The 17,911-nt window shown below is 64.0% G+C and carries 19 protein-coding genes and 1 pseudogene; 16 read left to right on the top strand and 4 right to left on the bottom strand.

Annotation, left to right across the window (positions count from 1 at the left end):
- The 3 genes from AC628_RS30715 to AC628_RS30705 all read left to right on the top strand — a co-directional run.
- The coding region (locus AC628_RS30715) for an SRPBCC family protein (RefSeq protein ID WP_083633211.1) at positions 1-577 on the top strand (577 nt) is incomplete at its 5' end.
- 30 nt (positions 578-607) lie between these two features.
- Positions 608-1,036, top strand: a complete 429-nt coding sequence (locus AC628_RS30710) for a YybH family protein (protein ID WP_074130531.1) — start codon at positions 608-610, stop codon at positions 1,034-1,036.
- A gap of 176 nt (positions 1,037-1,212) precedes the next feature.
- Positions 1,213-1,614 (top strand): VOC family protein, encoded by a 402-nt coding sequence (locus AC628_RS30705; RefSeq protein WP_074130530.1) that lies wholly within the window; start codon positions 1,213-1,215, stop codon positions 1,612-1,614.
- Between the two features lie 272 nt (positions 1,615-1,886).
- Here the strand turns inward: AC628_RS30705 and AC628_RS30700 are convergent, their stop codons facing one another.
- Positions 1,887-2,642 carry a Spy/CpxP family protein refolding chaperone gene (locus AC628_RS30700; RefSeq protein ID WP_074130529.1) on the bottom strand — a complete coding sequence of 252 codons (756 nt, stop codon included), beginning with the start codon at positions 2,640-2,642 and terminating at the stop codon, positions 1,887-1,889.
- A gap of 453 nt (positions 2,643-3,095) precedes the next feature.
- Between AC628_RS30700 and AC628_RS30695 the strand changes: the two genes are divergently transcribed.
- The 7 genes from AC628_RS30695 to AC628_RS30665 all read left to right on the top strand — a co-directional run bounded on the left by AC628_RS30695 (position 3,096) and on the right by AC628_RS30665 (position 10,872).
- Complete coding sequence (locus tag AC628_RS30695) at positions 3,096-4,436, top strand: ABC transporter substrate-binding protein (protein ID WP_074130528.1); 1,341 nt, start codon at positions 3,096-3,098, stop codon at positions 4,434-4,436.
- Positions 4,437-4,546: 110 nt separating this feature from the next.
- Positions 4,547-5,485 carry a carbohydrate ABC transporter permease gene (locus AC628_RS30690; RefSeq protein WP_074130527.1) on the top strand — a complete coding sequence of 313 codons (939 nt, stop codon included), beginning with the start codon at positions 4,547-4,549 and terminating at the stop codon, positions 5,483-5,485.
- Entirely contained in the window at positions 5,485-6,396 is a 912-nt protein-coding gene (locus AC628_RS30685; protein ID WP_074130526.1) for a carbohydrate ABC transporter permease, read from the top strand. Before AC628_RS30690 ends, AC628_RS30685 begins: the two co-directional genes overlap by 1 nt.
- Positions 6,397-6,417: 21 nt before the next feature.
- The gene (locus AC628_RS30680) at positions 6,418-7,518 is read left to right on the top strand and encodes an ABC transporter ATP-binding protein (RefSeq protein WP_074130525.1); all 1,101 of its coding nucleotides are present in this window, start codon (positions 6,418-6,420) and stop codon (positions 7,516-7,518) included.
- 29 nt (positions 7,519-7,547) lie between these two features.
- The gene (locus tag AC628_RS30675) at positions 7,548-8,537 is read left to right on the top strand and encodes a hydroxyacid dehydrogenase (protein WP_074130524.1); all 990 of its coding nucleotides are present in this window, start codon (positions 7,548-7,550) and stop codon (positions 8,535-8,537) included.
- 163 nt (positions 8,538-8,700) lie between these two features.
- Positions 8,701-10,125, top strand: coding sequence for an amidase (locus AC628_RS30670; RefSeq protein ID WP_074130523.1), 1,425 nt, complete (start codon positions 8,701-8,703; stop codon positions 10,123-10,125).
- Positions 10,126-10,227: 102 nt separating this feature from the next.
- Positions 10,228-10,872 carry a hypothetical protein gene (locus tag AC628_RS30665; RefSeq protein WP_083633208.1) on the top strand — a complete coding sequence of 215 codons (645 nt, stop codon included), beginning with the start codon at positions 10,228-10,230 and terminating at the stop codon, positions 10,870-10,872.
- On the opposite strand, the gene AC628_RS30660 is transcribed toward AC628_RS30665, so the two are convergent.
- The gene (locus AC628_RS30660) at positions 10,869-11,393 is read right to left on the bottom strand and encodes a DUF1993 domain-containing protein (RefSeq protein ID WP_074130522.1); all 525 of its coding nucleotides are present in this window, start codon (positions 11,391-11,393) and stop codon (positions 10,869-10,871) included. The genes AC628_RS30665 and AC628_RS30660 overlap by 4 nt on opposite strands.
- Before the next feature lie 86 nt (positions 11,394-11,479).
- Between AC628_RS30660 and AC628_RS30655 the strand changes: the two genes are divergently transcribed.
- Both AC628_RS30655 and AC628_RS30650 read left to right on the top strand, forming a co-directional pair.
- A complete protein-coding gene (locus AC628_RS30655; RefSeq protein WP_074130521.1) occupies positions 11,480-12,253 on the top strand; it encodes a transporter substrate-binding domain-containing protein in 774 nt (257 codons plus the stop codon).
- Positions 12,254-12,436: 183 nt separating this feature from the next.
- Positions 12,437-13,244: pseudogene (locus AC628_RS30650) on the top strand (DUF2147 domain-containing protein).
- Between the two features lie 72 nt (positions 13,245-13,316).
- Here AC628_RS30650 and AC628_RS30645 read toward each other — a convergent pair.
- Entirely contained in the window at positions 13,317-13,721 is a 405-nt protein-coding gene (locus AC628_RS30645) for a (R)-mandelonitrile lyase (RefSeq protein WP_074130520.1), read from the bottom strand.
- 23 nt (positions 13,722-13,744) lie between these two features.
- Positions 13,745-14,443, bottom strand: coding sequence for a ribonuclease activity regulator RraA (locus tag AC628_RS30640; RefSeq protein WP_074130519.1), 699 nt, complete (start codon positions 14,441-14,443; stop codon positions 13,745-13,747).
- A 214-nt stretch (positions 14,444-14,657) separates the two neighbouring features.
- Between AC628_RS30640 and pxpB the strand changes: the two genes are divergently transcribed.
- From pxpB to AC628_RS30620, 4 genes are all read left to right on the top strand, one after another.
- A complete protein-coding gene (pxpB, locus tag AC628_RS30635; RefSeq protein WP_074130533.1) occupies positions 14,658-15,389 on the top strand; it encodes a 5-oxoprolinase subunit PxpB in 732 nt (243 codons plus the stop codon).
- Entirely contained in the window at positions 15,386-16,420 is a 1,035-nt protein-coding gene (locus AC628_RS30630) for a 5-oxoprolinase subunit C family protein (protein WP_074130518.1), read from the top strand. Before pxpB ends, AC628_RS30630 begins: the two co-directional genes overlap by 4 nt.
- Positions 16,421-16,506: 86 nt before the next feature.
- Positions 16,507-17,280, top strand: a complete 774-nt coding sequence (locus tag AC628_RS30625) for a LamB/YcsF family protein (RefSeq protein WP_021081530.1) — start codon at positions 16,507-16,509, stop codon at positions 17,278-17,280.
- Between the two features lie 150 nt (positions 17,281-17,430).
- Positions 17,431-17,838 carry a hypothetical protein gene (locus AC628_RS30620; protein ID WP_074130517.1) on the top strand — a complete coding sequence of 136 codons (408 nt, stop codon included), beginning with the start codon at positions 17,431-17,433 and terminating at the stop codon, positions 17,836-17,838.
- The last annotated feature ends 73 nt before the right edge of the window (positions 17,839-17,911 follow it).

Here is a 17,911-nt window from a genome sequence, read left to right as displayed (position 1 = left end):
TCACCATCCGACTTGGTCCTTCGAGGCCATCGATCGCTGGCTGAGCAGCCAATGTCAGTTCTGGAACGAGCGGTTCGACCGCCTCGATGAAGTATTGGCTGATCTCATGAAGGAGAATGATGTGACCTTAGCTCGCGAAACCGATGTCGCCGATTCCAAGATCTCGATTGAGCGCGTGTTCGACGCGCCTCGGGAACTTGTGTTCGCAAACTGGACCAAGGCCGAGGATGTCGCAGCGTGGTTCGCTCCGGACGGCTTCACGGTGCTTGGCTGTGATGTCGATGCGAAGCCCGGCGGGCAGTGGCAGGTGACGTTCCGCTCGGACGCCGGCGATGTCCACGAGGAGTTCGGCGAGTTCATCGACGTGCGCGCGCCCGATCGGCTCGAATTTACCCTCACCCAGCGCAGCAACGGCAAGAGCGGTCCGAAGACCACGGTGACCGTCAATTTCGCGGAGAAGGGCGGCAAGACGCACATGGCGTTCCAGCAGTCCGGCTACACCTCGAAGGATATGCGCGACGGCAACGCCGAAGGGTGGGCCGAGTGCTTCCGCAAGCTGGAAGTCCACCTCGCCTGAAACCTGTCCATACGAAAAGGAGATACCACGATGGCGAATGCCGAAGATGAAGTGCGCAAGGAGTTCGAGGAGTGGCTTGCGGCAGCAGCCAAGAAAGACCTCGATGCCGTCATGACGAAAATCGACGATGATATCGTCTCATTCGAGCACGATGCGCCCCTGCAGTATCATGGGGCGGCGGCAGTGCGCGAAGTCTGCCGCCGCGGGTTTGAGGCGATGGCCGGCGAGTTCAGTTGGTGCATTCCCGACCTCCAGATCATCGTCCGGGACGACATCGCCGTGACCTGGGGTGTCAACCGAATGCGGGCGAAGCAACCGGGCCAGGACGAGTTCGAGAGCTGGTCACGCGGCACGCGCATCTTTCAACGCCAGGCGGATGGCTGGAAGCTCATCCATCAGCATGTCTCCTATCCCTACGATCCCGAAACAGGCGAAGCGAAGCTCTTCCTTCAACCATGAGCCAAATCGGCCGCCGAAACGATGGGTCTTCGCCCCCTCGTTTCGGTGGGATGGCGTTCGGCGTTCATAGCACTGCCCGGTCTATGCCGTGGACGGCTCGCTCGAGACCATCGGCGCCTGGATGCTTGGCGTCGAGGCGGATCTCAGCTTCGCCTGAACTCTCAAGGAGAAGAACCATGCCGTTGGGCGGACTGCAGCATTTCACCATCGAACCGCAGGATTTGGAGAAGACCAAGGAGTTCTATTGCGATGTGCTGGGCCTCGAAAATGGCGACCGTCCGCCGCTCGATTTCCCCGGTTACTGGCTCTATTCCGGCGGCCAGGCCACTGTTCATTTAATGGGCACCCGCAAGCCGTGCGACGGCATCGTCGTGCGCGGCACCGAGAAGAAATATGAGGACACCGGCCGGCTCGACCATATCGCCTTTGCCGCCACCGATGTCGACGCCGTGCGCAAACGCCTGCAGTCGAAGAACGTCGCCTTCCGTGAGCAGATCGTGCCGCGCACCGGCGACACCCAGATATTCCTCTACGATCCCGACGGCGTCGGCGTGGAGCTGAACTTCCCCAAGAGCTGAATCGGAAGAGCTCAAGCGGCCTTTGCCGGATTACCTTGCTCGACAAATGGCCGATGCAAGCGTCGGCCAATATTTCCCATCGCGAAATCGGTTCCCGACAAGGCCCAGACTCGGCCATCACTCGGGCGTGATCCGGTCCGTTTTTCTTCAACATTGAATGACGAATTAACCGGGCCGCGCCGCTGCGGCAGAATAGCCGGGTGCTGCGCCTTTAACCTACCCCAGGGCATGGTGGCCCGGCTATTCGTCCCCACTTTGCGGGCGAAAAGTCCTCAGTCGAGCCCGCGCTCGTGGCTGAGGCGGACCATTTCATTGATGAAGATTTGTTTCTGCTTGTCGTCGAGACTGGCATAAAGCGGCTCGGCCGCGTCGGCGACGCCGCGCTGATCGACGGCGCGATCATTGAGGAACTGGGCCTCGTTGCGCATCTGCTCGATGATGTCGTCGGGCGGATCGCGCTGCGCGCGTGCAATGCGCAGGTTGAGCCGGTCGGCGCCATTGTGCCCGAGATAGTGCATCGCACTGTTGAAGCCGGCCCAATTCTTCTCCTGCTCCGGCGTCAGGTTGAGTTCCTTCTTGATCCGCTCGATGTTGGCGTCGCTGTTGGCGACGATCTGTTCGGCCGTGAGCTGCGGTGCGCCGGCCTGGGTCAGCACCGTCGGCGCTTGCTTGGCGCCCTTGTCCTTGGCGGCCGCCTTGGCCGATTTGGCGGCCTTGGCGCCCTGCTTGTCACCGGCCGCCGGAGCCTGTGCGTTCTTGCCGTTGCCGGCATTGGGGTTGCCGTTGGCATTGTTGCCCGTCAACACCCCGGTTACGCCCGTCACAACCCCGACGACGCCGCCGATGGCTCCGCCCAGAACCCCGCCAACCGGTCCCGCAGCCTTGTTGCCTTCGCGCGCGCCATTTTCGACGCCCTGCACGATCTGCGCATCGACCATATGGGGCACTGCAAGCAGCGTGACGGTGGCGGCCCCAACCGCGGCGCACAATCTCCATCGCGCTCGCAGCTTCGCTACCGGGATGAGCATGATCGGGTCTCCGTGATCGATGGTGGATTGCAGAATGAAAGCGGGGGTTAGGCTCGACGAATCCGACTTTATCGTCTCCGCCTTCGGCAAGTCTATTGGTCGGGCTGGGCATCAACATGACGGAACACGGATCGGTCAGGCTTGACCGGAAAGCTGCGGCTCAACCGCGCACCGTCTACGATCACGGCTGCGCCAACCTTCGCGTGCGTCGCAGCATGATTGCAAGAAGCGCCGCAAACCGCCGGCAATCGCGGTGACGCCGATGACGCTGCCCGCGATTTGACCACAACGTTAGTACTACGTGGCACAGGCATCTCGTTTCTCGACAGCCGCCGGCAATTCTGTTCTGATCGGTGTGAACGAAATCCCACGACGTCGCGCGAACGCGACGCACAAAAACAACAACGGGATTCAAAAAGTCTTTTGTCCGTCGGCTACCAGGGAGGGAATGCCATGTCACGGAAGAAGCTTTCGCGCCGAGAATTCGTTGCAGCGACAGCGCTGTCATCGGCGGCGCTCATCACAGCCCCCTACGTGCGTGGCGCCTACGCAGCCGGCAAGCTCTCGATGGGCTTCTGGGATCACTGGGTGCCGGGCGCGAACAGTGCCTCCACCGAGCTGGTCAATGAATGGGCCGCCAAGGAAAAGGTCGAGGTCCAGCTCGACTACATCACCAGCCAGGGCAACAAGAACATCGTCACCATCGCCGCCGAGGCGCAGGCGAAGTCCGGTCACGATATCTTCCAGATGCCGACATGGTGGCCGCAGGCCAATGCCGAGCTGCTCGAGCCGGTGAACGACATTATGGACCCGCTGATCAAGCTGAACGGCGAGGTCAACGGCACGGTGAAGTATCTGGGCCAGGCCGACGGCAAATGGCTCGGTGTTCCCGCCAGCGTCGGCAGCCAGATCAAGGGCCCCTGCTCGCGCATCGACCTGATGAAGAAATACGCCAACATCGACGTCCAGGAGATGTATCCGGCCGGAAGCCCGCCGAAGGCTGATAACTGGACCCTCGACACGTTCCTCAAGGCGGCCGAAGCCTGTCACAAGGCCGGATTCCCATTCGGCATCGGCCTCGGCGAGACCAGCGACAGTGTCGACACCGCCGGCGCGATCTTCCAGTCGTTCGGCGCGCAGCTGGTCGATGCCAAGGGCAACCTCACGGTCAAGACCGACGCGGTGCGCCAGTCGCTCGACTACTACAAGAAGCTGCTCGCCTTCCTGCCGCCCGATGTCTCCGCATGGGACGATGCCTCCAACAACAAGTGGCTGGTGGCGGGCAAGGGCGCGATGATCATGAACCCGCCGAGCGCCTGGGCGGTCGCCAAGCGCGATGCCCCGCAGGTCGCGGAGCAATGCTGGACGCACGGCTTCCCGGCCGGACCAAAGGGACGCTTCGCGCCCTATCTGCCGTTCTTCTGGTCGATTTGGTCGTTCTCGAAGAACAAGGAAGCGGCCAAGAGCCTGCTGTCGTTCCTGTCGCAACCCGCATCGATCGAGAAGATGGTGGTCGCGAGCGGCGGCTATGACCTGCCGGCCTACGAGAAGCTCACGACATTGAAGGTGTGGGCTGAGGAAGGGCCGCCGAAGGGCACGCTCTACCACTACCCGAACCCCTACAAGCACCAGACGCTATCGATCGCGGCCTCGCCCGCGCCGCCCAAGGTCGCCCAGCAGATCTACTTCCAGGCCACGCTGACCAAGATGTGCCTGCGGTACTACCAGGGTGAGGCCATGGAAAAGACGCTTGCCTGGGCCGAGGGCGAGTGTGAAGGCTTCATGCGAAGCTGACGACCGGCGAGCTCTCGCGCGACCGCCCCTGGCCGCGCGAGCTCTCGTCTTCACTGACCGGCCGCCGAACCGGCGAGCTGTGCAACCAACCCGCGCGAGGGACCTGCGTTATGGTTGATGTCGCATTCCAGCCCAACCGCACCGCGGCGGCCCAGTCAGGGCGAAGGCGTGCCGGCCTACGCAACGCGCTGCGGCGCAAATCAATGTCGGCGTTCCTGATGACGCTGCCGTTGATCCTCCTGATCGCGATCCTGGTGATCTATCCGGCAATCTATTCGCTACATCTGGCGACGTTGAACAAGGCGATGACGAAGTTTGTCGGTTTCGGCAATTTCGAGTTCCTGTTCAAGCGCGAAACGTTCTGGCTGGTGGTCAAGCAGTCCTGCATTTTCGCGATCTCGGCGGTGATTTTCAAAGCCCTGATTGGCTTCATCGTTGCGCATTTCGTGCACAACGTCCCCGCCAACAAGCAACGCAAGTGGCGCGGCATGCTGCTGGTGCCGTGGGTGATCCCGCCGGCCATGAGCACGCTGGCCTGGCTGTGGCTGTTCGACCCGTCCTACAGCGCCTTCAACTACACGCTTTCGTTCTTCGGCATCGGTCCGATCCCATGGACCGGCGACGCGATGTGGGCGCGTTTCTCGGTGATCCTGGTCAACGTCTGGTACGGCGCGCCGTTCTTCATGATCATGTATCTGGCGGCGCTGAAATCGGTGCCCGAGCAGCTTTATGAGGCGGCCGCGATCGACGGCGCCAATTGGTGGCAGCGGATCTGGTACGTGACGCTGCCGATGATGCGCAATATCATCGCGATCACGACGCTGTTCTCGCTGATCGTGACCTTCGCCAATTTCGACATCGTGCGCATCCTGACCGCGGGCGGGCCGCTCGACCACACCCACATCTTCGCGACCTGGGCGTTCCGCGTCGGCATCGAGGGCAGCGACATTCCGCTCGGCGCCAGCGTCTCGCTGTTCATGGTGCCGATCCTCGCGGTCGCGGCGATCTTCATCCTGCGCGATATCACCAAACGCGGGAACGAATCCTGATGAGCACGGTGACGATCGACAAGTCGGGACCGACCCGCAAGGTCAAATACGGCAGCATGAGCCGCGACCGGACCTGGGCGCTGCGCTGGTCCTATTTCTTCCTGATCCTGTTTGCGATCTTCTCGCTGACGCCGCCGCTCTACATGCTGATCACGTCGCTGAAAAGCAGCGCCGAGATCTCGGCGGCGACCAACCCCTGGTGGGTCTATCATCCGACACTCGGCAATTACGTCGAGCTGCTGACCTCGAACCAGTTCCTGCGCTTCTTCTGGAATTCGGCCTGGGTCTCGATCATCGTGGTCACCATCACGATGCTGATCAGCGTGCCGGCCGCCTTTGCACTGGCGCGGATGAAATTCTGGGGCTCGGCGACGCTCGCGACCGGCGTGTTCCTCACCTATCTCATCCCGGACAGCCTGCTGTTCATCCCGCTGTTCAAGATGTTCGCCGTGTTCGGCGACTGGACCGGCATCCAGCTCGTCAATCGCTGGTACGTGCTGCTGTTCATCTACCCGACGCTCACCGTGCCGTTCTGCACCTGGATCATGATCGGCTATTTCGCCTCGATCCCGAAGGAGCTCGACGAAGCCGCGATCATCGATGGTGCGAGCTGGTTCCAGACGCTGACCCGGATCTTCATCCCGGTCGCCCTGCCCGGCCTGATCGCGGCGACGATCTTCGCCTTCACCGTCTCCTGGGCCCAGTTCCTCTATCCGCTGGTGTTCACCACCTCGACCGACCAGCTCGTGCTGCCGGTCGGCATCATCACCACCCTGATCAAGGGTGACGTCTTCAACTGGGGACAGATCATGACCGGCGCCCTGCTCGGCGCCGCGCCGCCGCTGATCATCTATGCCTTCCTGATGGACTACTACATTGCCGGCCTGACCGCCGGTGCGACAAAGGGTTGAACGCGACAAGGGTAGGAATTCATGGCCGACGTCAGTTTGCGCAAGGTGGTGAAGCGTTACGACGAGGTCGAGGCGGTGCGCGGCATCGACCTCGATATCGCCGACCATGAGTTCGTGGTGCTGGTCGGCCCGAGCGGCTGCGGCAAGTCGACGACGCTGCGGATGATTGCCGGCCTCGAGGACATTTCCGACGGCGACATCATGATCGGCGGCGATGTCGTCAACGACGTGCCGCCGAAGGACCGCGACATCGCGATGGTGTTCCAGAACTATGCGCTGTATCCGCATATGACCGTCGCCGAGAACATGTCGTTCGGGCTCCGGCTCAAGCACTATCCCAAGGCGGAGATCACGAGCCGGGTCACGGAAGCCGCCCGCATGCTCGACATCACCGACCTGATCGACCGCAAGCCCAAGCAGCTCTCCGGCGGCCAGCGCCAGCGCGTCGCGATGGGACGCGCCATCGTCCGCAATCCGAAGGTGTTCCTGTTCGACGAGCCGCTGTCCAACCTCGACGCCAAGCTCCGCGTGCAGATGCGGATCGAGATCAAGAAGGTGCATCAGAAGGTCCGCACCACGACCGTCTACGTCACCCACGATCAGGTCGAGGCGATGACGCTGGCCGACCGCGTCGTGGTGATGAACCATGGCAGGATCGAGCAGATCGGCACGCCCAACGAGCTCTATCACAAGCCGGCGACCCGGTTCGTCGCAAGCTTCATCGGCTCGCCCGCGATGAACTTCGTGCCATGCCGGCTCGAGGACGTCGGCGGCAAGCTCAACGTGCGGCTGACCGATCGCCTCGCCTTCACGCTGCCGCCCGCGCGCGCCGCGCGCTACCAGGCCCTCTCCCGCACCGACAAGCTGCTGCTGGGCATCCGGCCCGAGCACGTCATGGAGGCGCGGCCGCATGCCGAGCCGGGCATCGAGCCGTTCGATGCGGTACTCGACGTCACCGAACCGATGGGGATGGAGACCCTGGTCTATTTCACGCTCGAGGGCAGCCAGATCTGCGGCCGGGTCAATCCCAATGCCGGCGCGCAGGATGGCAGCCCGCTCCGATTGGCAGTGGACCTCAACAATATGCATTTGCTAAACGAGGTGACCGGCGCCGTCCTTTGACGGCGCACAAAAAACCTCAAGGGCAGGAAATGGCCACCAACAAGAAGAAGATTTTCATCACCCAGACTCTGTCTCCGGGGGCACGGGTGCTCCTCAACGAGCGGGATGACGTCGAACTCATCGAATTTCCCAACCTGATCTCGGCCAAGGACTTCCAGGCGATGCTGGAGCAGCATGCGCCGGTCCACGGCGTCGCGCTTGGCGCGACCCGCTTCGGCGAAGCAGAGCTCGAGGCCTCCAAGGGCATGCTGGTGGTGACCCGGATCGGCGTCGGTTATGACGCCGTCGACGTGCCCGCGCTGTCGGCCCGCAAGGTGCCGCTGATGGTCGCAGGCACCGCGAACTCGCCGTCGGTCGCAGAGCATGCCTTGTTCATGATGCTGACGCTGGCCAAGCGCGCGCAGGAAATGCACACGATGGTGAAGGACGGCACTTGGGCCAGCCGGCTCGGCGTGCTGCCGTTCGACCTCTACGGCAAGACGGTCTTGATCGTCGGTTTCGGCCGCATCGGCACCCGCACCGCCAAGCGCTGCCTCGCGATGGAAATGAACGTGCTGGTCTACGATCCCTACAAGCCCGCCAGCGAGGTCACCGCGGCCGGCTGTGAGGCGGTGCCGAGCCTTGAGGCGGCGCTGCCGCGGGCGGATTTCGTCACCATCCACTGCCCGAAGTCGCCCGAGACCGTCGGTCTGTTCAACGCCGCTCGGATCCGCCTGATGAAGCCGACCGCCTATCTCATCAACACGGCCCGCGGCGGCATCGTGGACGAGAACGCACTGCACGACGCGCTGGTATCGGGCAAGCTCGCCGGCGCGGGCCTTGACGTGTTCGAGGTCGAGCCGCCGCCGGTCGGCCAGCCCCTGCACGCTCTGCCGAATGTGATCATGGCACCGCACGTCGCGGGTGTGACCGTCGAGGCCGTCGATCGCATGAGCGAGCAGACCGCGCGCAATATCCTGAGCGTGCTGGACGGCAATCCGCTGCGCGCGAACGTGATCAATCAGGACGTCCTCGGCTGAGCTTTCAGCCTTCCCAAAAGCGCGACTGAGATAGGTCATCGCGCTTTGGTTTGTTGTTTGGGCACGATCTTTTCGGAAAAGCCGCTTCACACTTTTCCGGATCGTGCTCTAGTTGCGCCGCGGCCGATCTCGCGAGATCGGCCCGGCGATGCGGAGCATTCACATGGCCTTCAAGGAATTCGGCAACTATGACGCGGTCGGTCTCGCCGAGCTGGTCCGCAACAAGGACGTGACGCCCAAGGAGCTGCTCGACGAGGCGATCACCCGCACGGCGGCCATCGACCCCAAGATCAACGCGGTCGTCGTCAAGCATTACGACTATGCCGAGCGCCAGATCGCCAAGGGATTGCCTGACGGCCCCTTCACCGGCGTTCCCTTCCTGCTCAAGGATCTCGATCTGCTCGCGGGCACCCGCACCACGTCGGGTGCCAGCCTGCTGAAAGATTTCGTCGCAGACCACAACGGGACGCTGACCCAGCGCTTCCTCGATGCCGGTCTTGCGATCTTCGGCAAGAGCGCGAGCCCGGAATTCGGTCTGATGCCGACGACGGAATCCCGTCTGTTCGGCCCGACCCGCAATCCCTGGAATCTCGAGCACTCCTCCGGCGGTTCGTCCGGCGGCGCCGGCGCTGCGGTTGCGGCGCGTATCCTGCCCGTCGCGCATGCCAGCGACGGCGGCGGCTCGATCCGGATTCCAGCCTCCGCCTGCGGCGTGTTCGGCATGAAGCCGACGCGCGCCCGCACCCCCTGCGGTCCCGATCGTGGCGAAGGCTGGGGCGGGTTCTCGGTCGGCCATGTGCTCAGCATCAGCGTGCGCGACAGCGCGGTCATGATGGATGCGATCCACGGCCCGGAGCCATCGAGCCTCTACGTCGCGCCGCCGCCGGAACGGCCGTTCTCGCAGGAAGTCGGCCGCGACCCCGGTCAGCTGCGCATCAGCTTCACCGACAAGTCGCCCTATGGCGATGCCATTGATCCGGAGATATCAGCGGCGGTCCGCGACGCCGCCAAGCTGCTGGCTGGCCTCGGCCATCATGTCGAGGAGCGCGCGCCGCCGCTTGCGGCCGATCCCGCCGCGCTCATGGCCACGATCGTCGGCGGCAACACGGCGCTGACCATCCGCCTGCTCGAGCAGCGGGTCGGACGTACGCTGACGTCAGACGATGTCGAGCGGCTGACGCTCGCGAGCGGCCAGAACTCGGCCAAGATGGTCCCGGCCGACTATGTCGCCGCGCAGCTTGCGGCATTCCAGGTCTCGCGCGGGCTTGCGGCCTTCTTCGAGGACTGCGACATCTTCCTCAGCCCGACGCTGTGCGCGCCGCCGCTCCGCCTCGGCGAGTTGAACACGATGTCCGAGGATCTGTCCCATATCGCGCCGGTGCTGCGCCGCTACATGCCGGGCACCTCGATGTTTAACATGTCCGGGCAGCCGGCGATGTCGGTGCCGCTGGCCTGGAACAAGGCCGGGCTGCCGCTCGGCATGATGTTCGCGGCCAAGCTCGGCGAGGAAGGGCTGCTGTTCCGCCTGGCCGGCCAACTCGAGCAGGTTCGTCCCTGGAAGGACCGCCGGCCGCCGGTCTGCGCCTAGCGCCATCAAACGAAGCGCCTAGCTGACAAAGGATAGTCAGATCAGGTAGATAGGAAGGGCGTTGGCGCGATTCCGCCGGCGTCGTGCCTGGGAGACCGAACCGTGAGCGACCCGACCGACAATGCGCTTGCCGCGATCGCGAGCATTCTCGATCAGACCAAGACACCTCCAGAGAAGGCCACGTCGCCCAACAAGGCGACGGACAAGGCATCTGAGCCGACCGAGGGGCTGCCGGTCTCCATCGCGATGCCGCCGCCCCTGCCCTCGTCGGTCGAAGTCGTTACCGTCGAGACCGTATCCATCAAGACCGCGCCCGCCGAACCGGCTGCCGTCGAGCCGGCACCGATCGAGGAGCCCGCTCCGATCGAACAGTCTCAGCCGGTCGCGCAGGCTGAGCCGAGTGAGCCCGAGCAGAGTGAACCCGAGCCGAGCGCGCCGGAGCCGGAGCCGATCCAGCCGCCTCAACCGATCGAGGCCAACGGCTATTCCAAGTCCGGACCAGGCCCAATGGCCGCGCTGCGCTTCCGCTGGACGGTGCGCCAGGACGGCGCTCAGTACTATGTCGACGAGACCGTCGGCGAAGGATCGGCCCCTATGGTCAACGGTCCCATGGACCGGGACGCCGCGATCAAATTCGTCGACGATCGCGAGGCCGAAGCGCGGCGGCGCTTCGAGCATTTCAAGCATGAGATCGCCAGCCGCACCGCTGCCGCCCTGCGGATGAGCCGGGACAGCAACGAAGCCTAACCCTGCGGCGGCCTCGGCGGTCCCAAAAAGTCCTTCTTCGCGAGATCGACGCCGGCATGGCGCAGGATGTCGTAGGCGGTTGCGACATGGAAGAAGAACTGCGGAACGCTGAAGGTCAGGATCAGGGACTTGCCGGTGAATGGCCTGGTCGCGCCGCTGCGGAACGTGAAGACGACATCCCTGTCGGCGGCAGCGTCGATCGCCTCCGGTGGCAGGCCCTGCGCAAAATCAATCGTGGCGGCAATCCGCGCTTTCAACTCCGCAATGTCCGGCTCCGCCTCTGCGAAGGCGAGCGGCGCGCGCCCCGCCAGCAACGCGCAACTCAGGACAACGTGACGGTTCGCCTCCCCGACCTGCTGGCGAAGGCTGTACATGTTCGGCGCGAGCCGCATGCCGAGCAACACGTCAGGATCGAACTTGCGCGCCCTGCTGTGCGCCTCGGCATGATCGAGCAGCGCGGAAAGATTGCGCAGATACGGCACATAGACGCCGACGGATGCTTCATGGAGCGAGATGGTCACTTTTGTCCCCGCGATGCTGGCTCGATCGTTCCATCTGGTCTAAATGCTCCGCAACGACATGTCATCGGAATTGACGGAGACCTTTGATGTTTCGCGCGTTGGCCGGCCTCGCTCTCGCTTTGCTTCTTTCCGCCGCACATGCGCAGCAGGCGCCATCCCGGCTCGATGAGATCGTCAAGCGCGGCACGCTGCGCGTCGGGATGACCGGCGACTATTTGCCCTTCACCGCGCTCGACAAGGAGACCAAGGCGTTTCGCGGCTTCGACGTCGACATGGCGCAATCGCTCGGCAAGGCGCTCGGCGTCAAGGTCGAGTTCGTGCCGACATCTTGGCCGCAGATGACCAGGGATTTCGAGGCCGACAATTTCGACATCGCGATGGGCGGCGTCTCCATCACCTTCGACCGGCAGAAGAAGGGCCTGTTCTCGACGCCGATCATGCGCGAGGGCAAGACGCCGATCGCGCGCTGCGCGGACAAAGGCAAGTACGACACGCTCGCCGAGATCGACAAGCCGGGCACCCGCGTTATCGTCAATCCCGGCGGCACCAATGAGCGTTTTGCGCGCGCCAATGTGAAGACCGCCGATATCCGCGTCTTCAACGACAACACCAAAATCTTCGACGAGATCGCCAAGGGCGATGCCGACCTGATGATGACCGATGCGTCCGAGACGCGTTATCAGCAGAAGCTGCATCCCGGCGTGCTCTGCGCCGTGCATCCCGACAAGCCGTTCGACTTCGCCGAGAAAGCCTACTGGATGCAACGTGACGTCGCCTTGAAGGCGTTCGTCGACCAGTGGCTTCACATCGCCCACGAAGACGGCAGCTACGCGAAGATCTACGCCGCGTGGTTCGAATAGCCTGCGGCGTCAGACCCGCGTGCCCAAAAATTGATGCGCACGGCCTGAAACCGAAGCGCGATCCAATGCTTTGAACCTAAGCTCTCAGGACTCGACTCATGTTTTGACCGTGATCTGGGGCACGTTCAACGAGGCGGCCACCAAATAGCCTTGCGAACTGGATTCCCTGCACTGGAGATCGAGATGATGAAGCTTCTGGCGATCGCCACGCTTGTGCTGGCGAGCACGGTGACAGCGCAGGCACAATACACGTTCGATTACGGCGGCCGCACCATCCGCATCGATCCGGATCGTGGAACGGTTTCGATCCCCGGCGTCTACGACAATACCGGCCGCAGCACCAAGCGCGCCAAGCACAAGGACGCCGAGCAGAAGCGCGAGACGGCTCCGAATGACGCCAGGACGGATTCTCAGTCCCCGCCCGTCGCGGCACCCGCGGCCGCTGCATCACCCTCTCCGGCTGCGGTTGATCAGGCCGCTACCCCCCGCGGCGCCGGCGCCGACAGGCGCAACGACAGAGCCCGCGAACACCAGCGTCGCGCCACCTCCGGCTTCGGCTGTGACCGCACCACCACCACCGACGCCACCTGTTGTGCAGCAAAGCGCAGCGCCGGCGGCAAGTCCCCTCCCTCCGCCAACGGTCGGCGCCGCATCACCTGCACCCAAGCCTGCAGCGAACCCCGTGCAGGCAGCCAACTCGCCGCTCGGCGTCTGGTTGACCGAGGAGAAGGAAGGCAAGATTCGCATCGAGCAGTGCGGCGCCAATCTCTGCGGTTACTCGGTCGACAAGAAGTCGAACGCCAATGGCGAGCAGGTTTTGATCAACATGAAGCCGGGCAAGGACAAGTGGAGCGGCCGCATCTTCGATCCGAACAGCGGCAGCACCTACGATTCCACCATCGCGCTGAAGAGCCCCGACACCCTGCGCGTGCAGGGCTGCGCGTTCGGCGGCATGTTCTGCGGCGGCCAGACCTGGACGCGGGTGAATTGATCGACCGCGTCGGAAAAGCGAAGGCCCCGCTCGATCGAGCGGGGCCTTCCTCTTGTGACCAGCAACGACGGCTCAGCCGACCTTGCCGTTGTATTCCTCGTCGGTGACGTGCTCCATCCAGGTCGAATAGACGCCGTCGAGCGCCTCCTGCATGGCGATGTGGGTCATGCTGTTGTCGGGGGAAGCGCCGTGCCAATGCTTCTCGTTCGGCGGAATCCAGACCACGTCACCGGGGCGGATCTCCCGGATCGGCCCGCCCTTGGCCTGCACGCGGCCGATGCCCGAGATCACGTAGAGCGTCTGCCCGAGCGGATGGGTGTGCCAGGCGGTGCGCGCGCCGGGCTCGAACGACACCCGCGAGGCGTTCAGCCGGGCCGGCGCCGGTGCCATGTTGATCGGGTCCTGCAGCACGCTGCCGGTGAAATGCTCCTTCGGCGCCCGGCGGGTCGGCCGCGAGCCGGAAACGTGGATATCCATGGGGTTACCTCCCTCTCTTGACGTTATTTCTTGGTCGCGGCGTAGCGCGCCTTGGTCTCGGCATTCATCGGATACAGGCCGGGCAGCTGGGCGCCATTGTTCACCTCGTTGACGATCCAGGCTTCCATCCGTTCCTGCTCAGGGCCTTCGGCCAGCACGTGATCAAGGAATGCCTGCGGGATCAGCACCGCGCCGTCCTGATCAGCCACCACCACATCGTTCGGAAACACGGCAACGCCGCCGCAGCCGATCGGTTCGCCCCAGCCGACGAAGGTCAGACCCGCGACCGACGGCGGCGCAGCATAGCCGTCGCACCACACCGGCAGGCCGGTGCCGAGCACGCCCTCGACGTCGCGCACCACGCCGTCGGTGATCAGCGCCGTCACGCCGCGCTTGACCATGCGCGCGCAGAGGATGTCGCCGAAAATGCCGGCATCGGTGATGCCCATGGCGTCGACCACCGCGATGCAGCCCGTCGGCATCGCCTCGATCGCAGTGCGGGTCGAGATCGGCGACGACCAGGATTCCGGCGTCGCCAGATCCTCGCGGGCCGGCACGAAGCGCAGCGTGAACGCCGGGCCGACCAGCCGCTTCTGCCCGGGCTTCAGGGGCTTGGTGCCGCGCATCCAGATGTTGCGCAGGCCCTTCTTGAGCAGGACCGTGGTGATGGTGGCGGTGGACACGTGCGACAGCGTCGCGATCGCTTCGGCGGACAGTGACATCTCGAAAGCTTGCTCCGATGGGAGGGAAAGACCGCCGCATGTTGCCGGGCAAAGGCCGTGCGTCAAGGGCTGCGAAAGAATCCTCCGATCAACCAAATTTATCGCCGGCATGCCGATTAATTTATTGAAGTTGCTACATCATTTTGCACGAAGCGAATTCCGTTTTGTCTCGAAACACGCTAGCTTGATGGCCAACGAAGTCCGCTTGATCCAAATGGCCGAACCCCTAAGTCCTCCCCGCCTTTTGCCGAGTGGCGACAGCGCCATCACGGTGGAATTCAGCCGCACCATCGACGACGCCGCCAACCGGCGGGTGCTCGCGCTCGATCGCCTGATCGCAGCCGAGCCGATCGCAGGGATCAGCGAGACCGTGCCGACCTACCGGTCGCTGCTGGTGCATTACGATCCCGTGCAGATCAGCTTCGATGCGCTCGGCGAGCAGATTCTTGCGCGTGCTGCCAAGGCGCTACCGACCGAGACCGGAACGCGGCGCTGGCGTATCCCGGTCACCTATGGCGGCGAGCACGGCATCGATCTCGAGGAAGTCGCAAAGGCGCTCCAGACCACGCCCGATGAAATCGTCGCCCGCCATGTCGCCGGCGACTATCGCGTCGCGATGATCGGCTTCACGCCCGGCTGGTCCTATCTCAGCGGGCTGGAGACGTTCCTGCACATGCCCCGGCGCAAGGATCCGCGGCTGCTGACCCCGGCCGGAACCATCTCGATCGGCGGCATCCAGACCGGCGTGCAGTGCCTGGCCGGCCCGAGCGGCTGGCACCTGCTCGGCCGCACCCCGGTGCGAACCTACCAATTGCATCGCGATCCGACCTTCCTGCTCGAGCCGGGCGACGCCATCACCTTCACGGCGATCGACGCCAAGACCTTTGCCGAGCAGGACCGCGCCGCCGAGTCGGGCGAGATCGTCGCAGAACTGGTGACGCCATGAGCAAGCTCGTCGTCACCTCGATCGGTCCGGCAAGCTCGGTGCAGGACGGCGGCCGGCCGGGTTCGCAGCGCTATGGCCTGGTGCCGAGCGGTGCCATGGACCGGCTTTCGCTGGCGGCCGCCAACACGCTGGTCGGCAACGACCTGTTCGCCGCCGCGGTCGAGATCGGTCCGTTCGGCGCCAGCTTCACCGCGCGCGGCGGCGCGGTGCGCGTCGGGCTCGCCGGCGCATCGCGCAACGCGGATATCGCCGGCCGGCCGGTCGCGTTCGACAGTTCGGCGACGCTCGCCGAAGGCGAGACGCTCAATCTCGGCTTCGCGCGCGGCGGCTCATTCAGCTATCTCGCGATCGAGCACGGCATCGAAGGCGAGCCGATGTTCGGCAGCCTCGCCGTCAACGCCCGGGCCGGGCTCGGCAGCCCCTACCCGCGGCCGCTGCAAAGCGGCGACGAGTTGAAGGCGAAAGCTGCGAGCGGCGCCGCCGAGCGCCGTATCGAATTGCCTGTAGCCGCCGACGCGCCGATCCGCATCGTGTTCGGCCCGCAGGACGACGAGTTCGCCGAGGACAGCAAGAAGCTGTTCATCGACAGCGAGTGGAAGATCTCGGCCACCAGCGACCGCATGGGCTACCGGCTCGAAGGCCCCGTCATCAGGCACCTCGACGGCCACAACATCGTCTCCGACGGCACCGTGACCGGCAGCATCCAGGTGCCCGGCAACGGCCAGCCGATCGTGCTGATGCCGGACCGCGGCACCAGCGGCGGCTATCCGAAGATCGCGACCGTGATCACGGCGGATTTTGGCCGCTTCGCGCAGATCTCGGCCGGCCGGCCGTTCCGCTTCAAGGCGGTGACGATGGCGGAAGCGCAGGCCGAAGCGATCAAGTTTCACGCGCTGCTGCGTTCGCTGCCCGACCGCCTTCGCGGTATCGAGGATCTTGGACTCAACATCGAGGCGCTGCGGGATGCGAATGTCGCAGGCCAAGCGGTCAGCGCCGTCGATGTGTCGACCTGGCAAGTTGCGGTACCCTAGAGCATCGTCCGAAAAAGTGCGAAGCGGTTTTCCGATAAGACGATGCTCAAACAAGAGAGCCACCAACAACAAACGGATCGATCGTCATGACCAAAACTGTCGACCTCAATTGCGACCTCGGCGAAAGCTTTGGCCCCTGGGAAATGGGCAATGATGCGGCGATGATCGAGCTTGCCACCTCGGTCAACGTCGCCTGCGGCTTTCATGCCGGCGATGCCGACATCATGCGCAAGACGGTCGAACTCGCGAAAGCGCGCGGTGTCAGCGTCGGCGCCCATCCCGGCTATCGCGACCTGCATGGATTTGGCCGCCGTCCGATGCCGGGGCTGACATCCTCGGAGATCGAGAACCTGATCGCCTACCAAATCGGCGCCCTGCAGGCGATCGCAACCGCGGCCGGCCACAAGGTCACCCATGTGAAGGCGCATGGCGCGATTTCCAACGTCGCCTGCGAGGACGACATGACCGCGCGGGCGATCGCCAATGCGATCAAGGCCGTCGATCCGAGCCTCGTGTTCGTGGTGCTCGCAAACTCGAAGCTGGTGCGCGCCGGCGAAGCGGCCAACTTACGGATGGCGCATGAGGTGTTTGCCGACCGCGCCTATGAGGATGACGGCAACCTGGTGTCGCGCAAGAAGCCCGGCGCGGTGCTGCACGATCCCAAGGCGATCGCCGAACGCGTGGTGCGGATGGTGCAGGATGGTGCGGTCGTCTCGGTCACTGGCAAGGTGATCAAGATGCAGACCGATACCGTCTGCATTCATGGTGATACGCGCGGCGCCGTCGAGATCGCGCAGGGCCTGCGCGAAGCGCTGAAGCAGGCCGGCATCACGGTTGCGCCGTTCAAGACCGCGCACTGAGGCACGAATACATCAATCGACAAGGGTCGGCCGCCGCGCCGGCCCTTTTAGATTCCGTTAAGAGTCTTCTTAAACCCAAACTTGCCGTTTGATTGTTAGGTGCAGCTTCCGAGCCTTTGATTGTCCTCTCAGGAAATTGGGTACCAAAGCATGTTCCGCACCAGCCTCTCTCTCGCTATTGCCGCGGTTGCCACGGCCGCCTTCACCAGCGCGGCCTCGGCCGGCTGCTACAGCTGCTATACGCCGCCGCCCCAGCCCTGCACGACCTGCTATCAGGTGCAGACGGTGCCGCCGCAATATCGCACGGTGCAGGAAACCGTGATGGTGGCCCCGGGCCGCGTCATCGCGCATCGCACGCCGGCGCAGTATCGTACCGTGATGGTGCCGAAGACGGTGATGGTCGCGCCCGAAGGCGTCGCCTATGAGCGGATCGCGCCGCAATACGCCACGCAGGAGCGCACCGAAATGGTCTCGCCGGGCTATTCCTACTACGCGCCGGTTCAGCAGACCTGCAACACCTGCGGCGGCGGCTACGGATACGGATACGGCCGCTACTGAGCGATCCCCATCCAGCCAACACAAAGCCGCCGCCTGATCGCATCAGACGGCGGCTTTTGAATTTTCAGATGGT

This window comes from Bradyrhizobium sp. NAS96.2, assembly GCF_001908235.1.
Classification (GTDB): domain Bacteria; phylum Pseudomonadota; class Alphaproteobacteria; order Rhizobiales; family Xanthobacteraceae; genus Bradyrhizobium.
The sequence above is the reverse complement of the archived record's forward strand: the minus strand, read 5'-3'. Positions and strand labels throughout refer to the sequence as shown.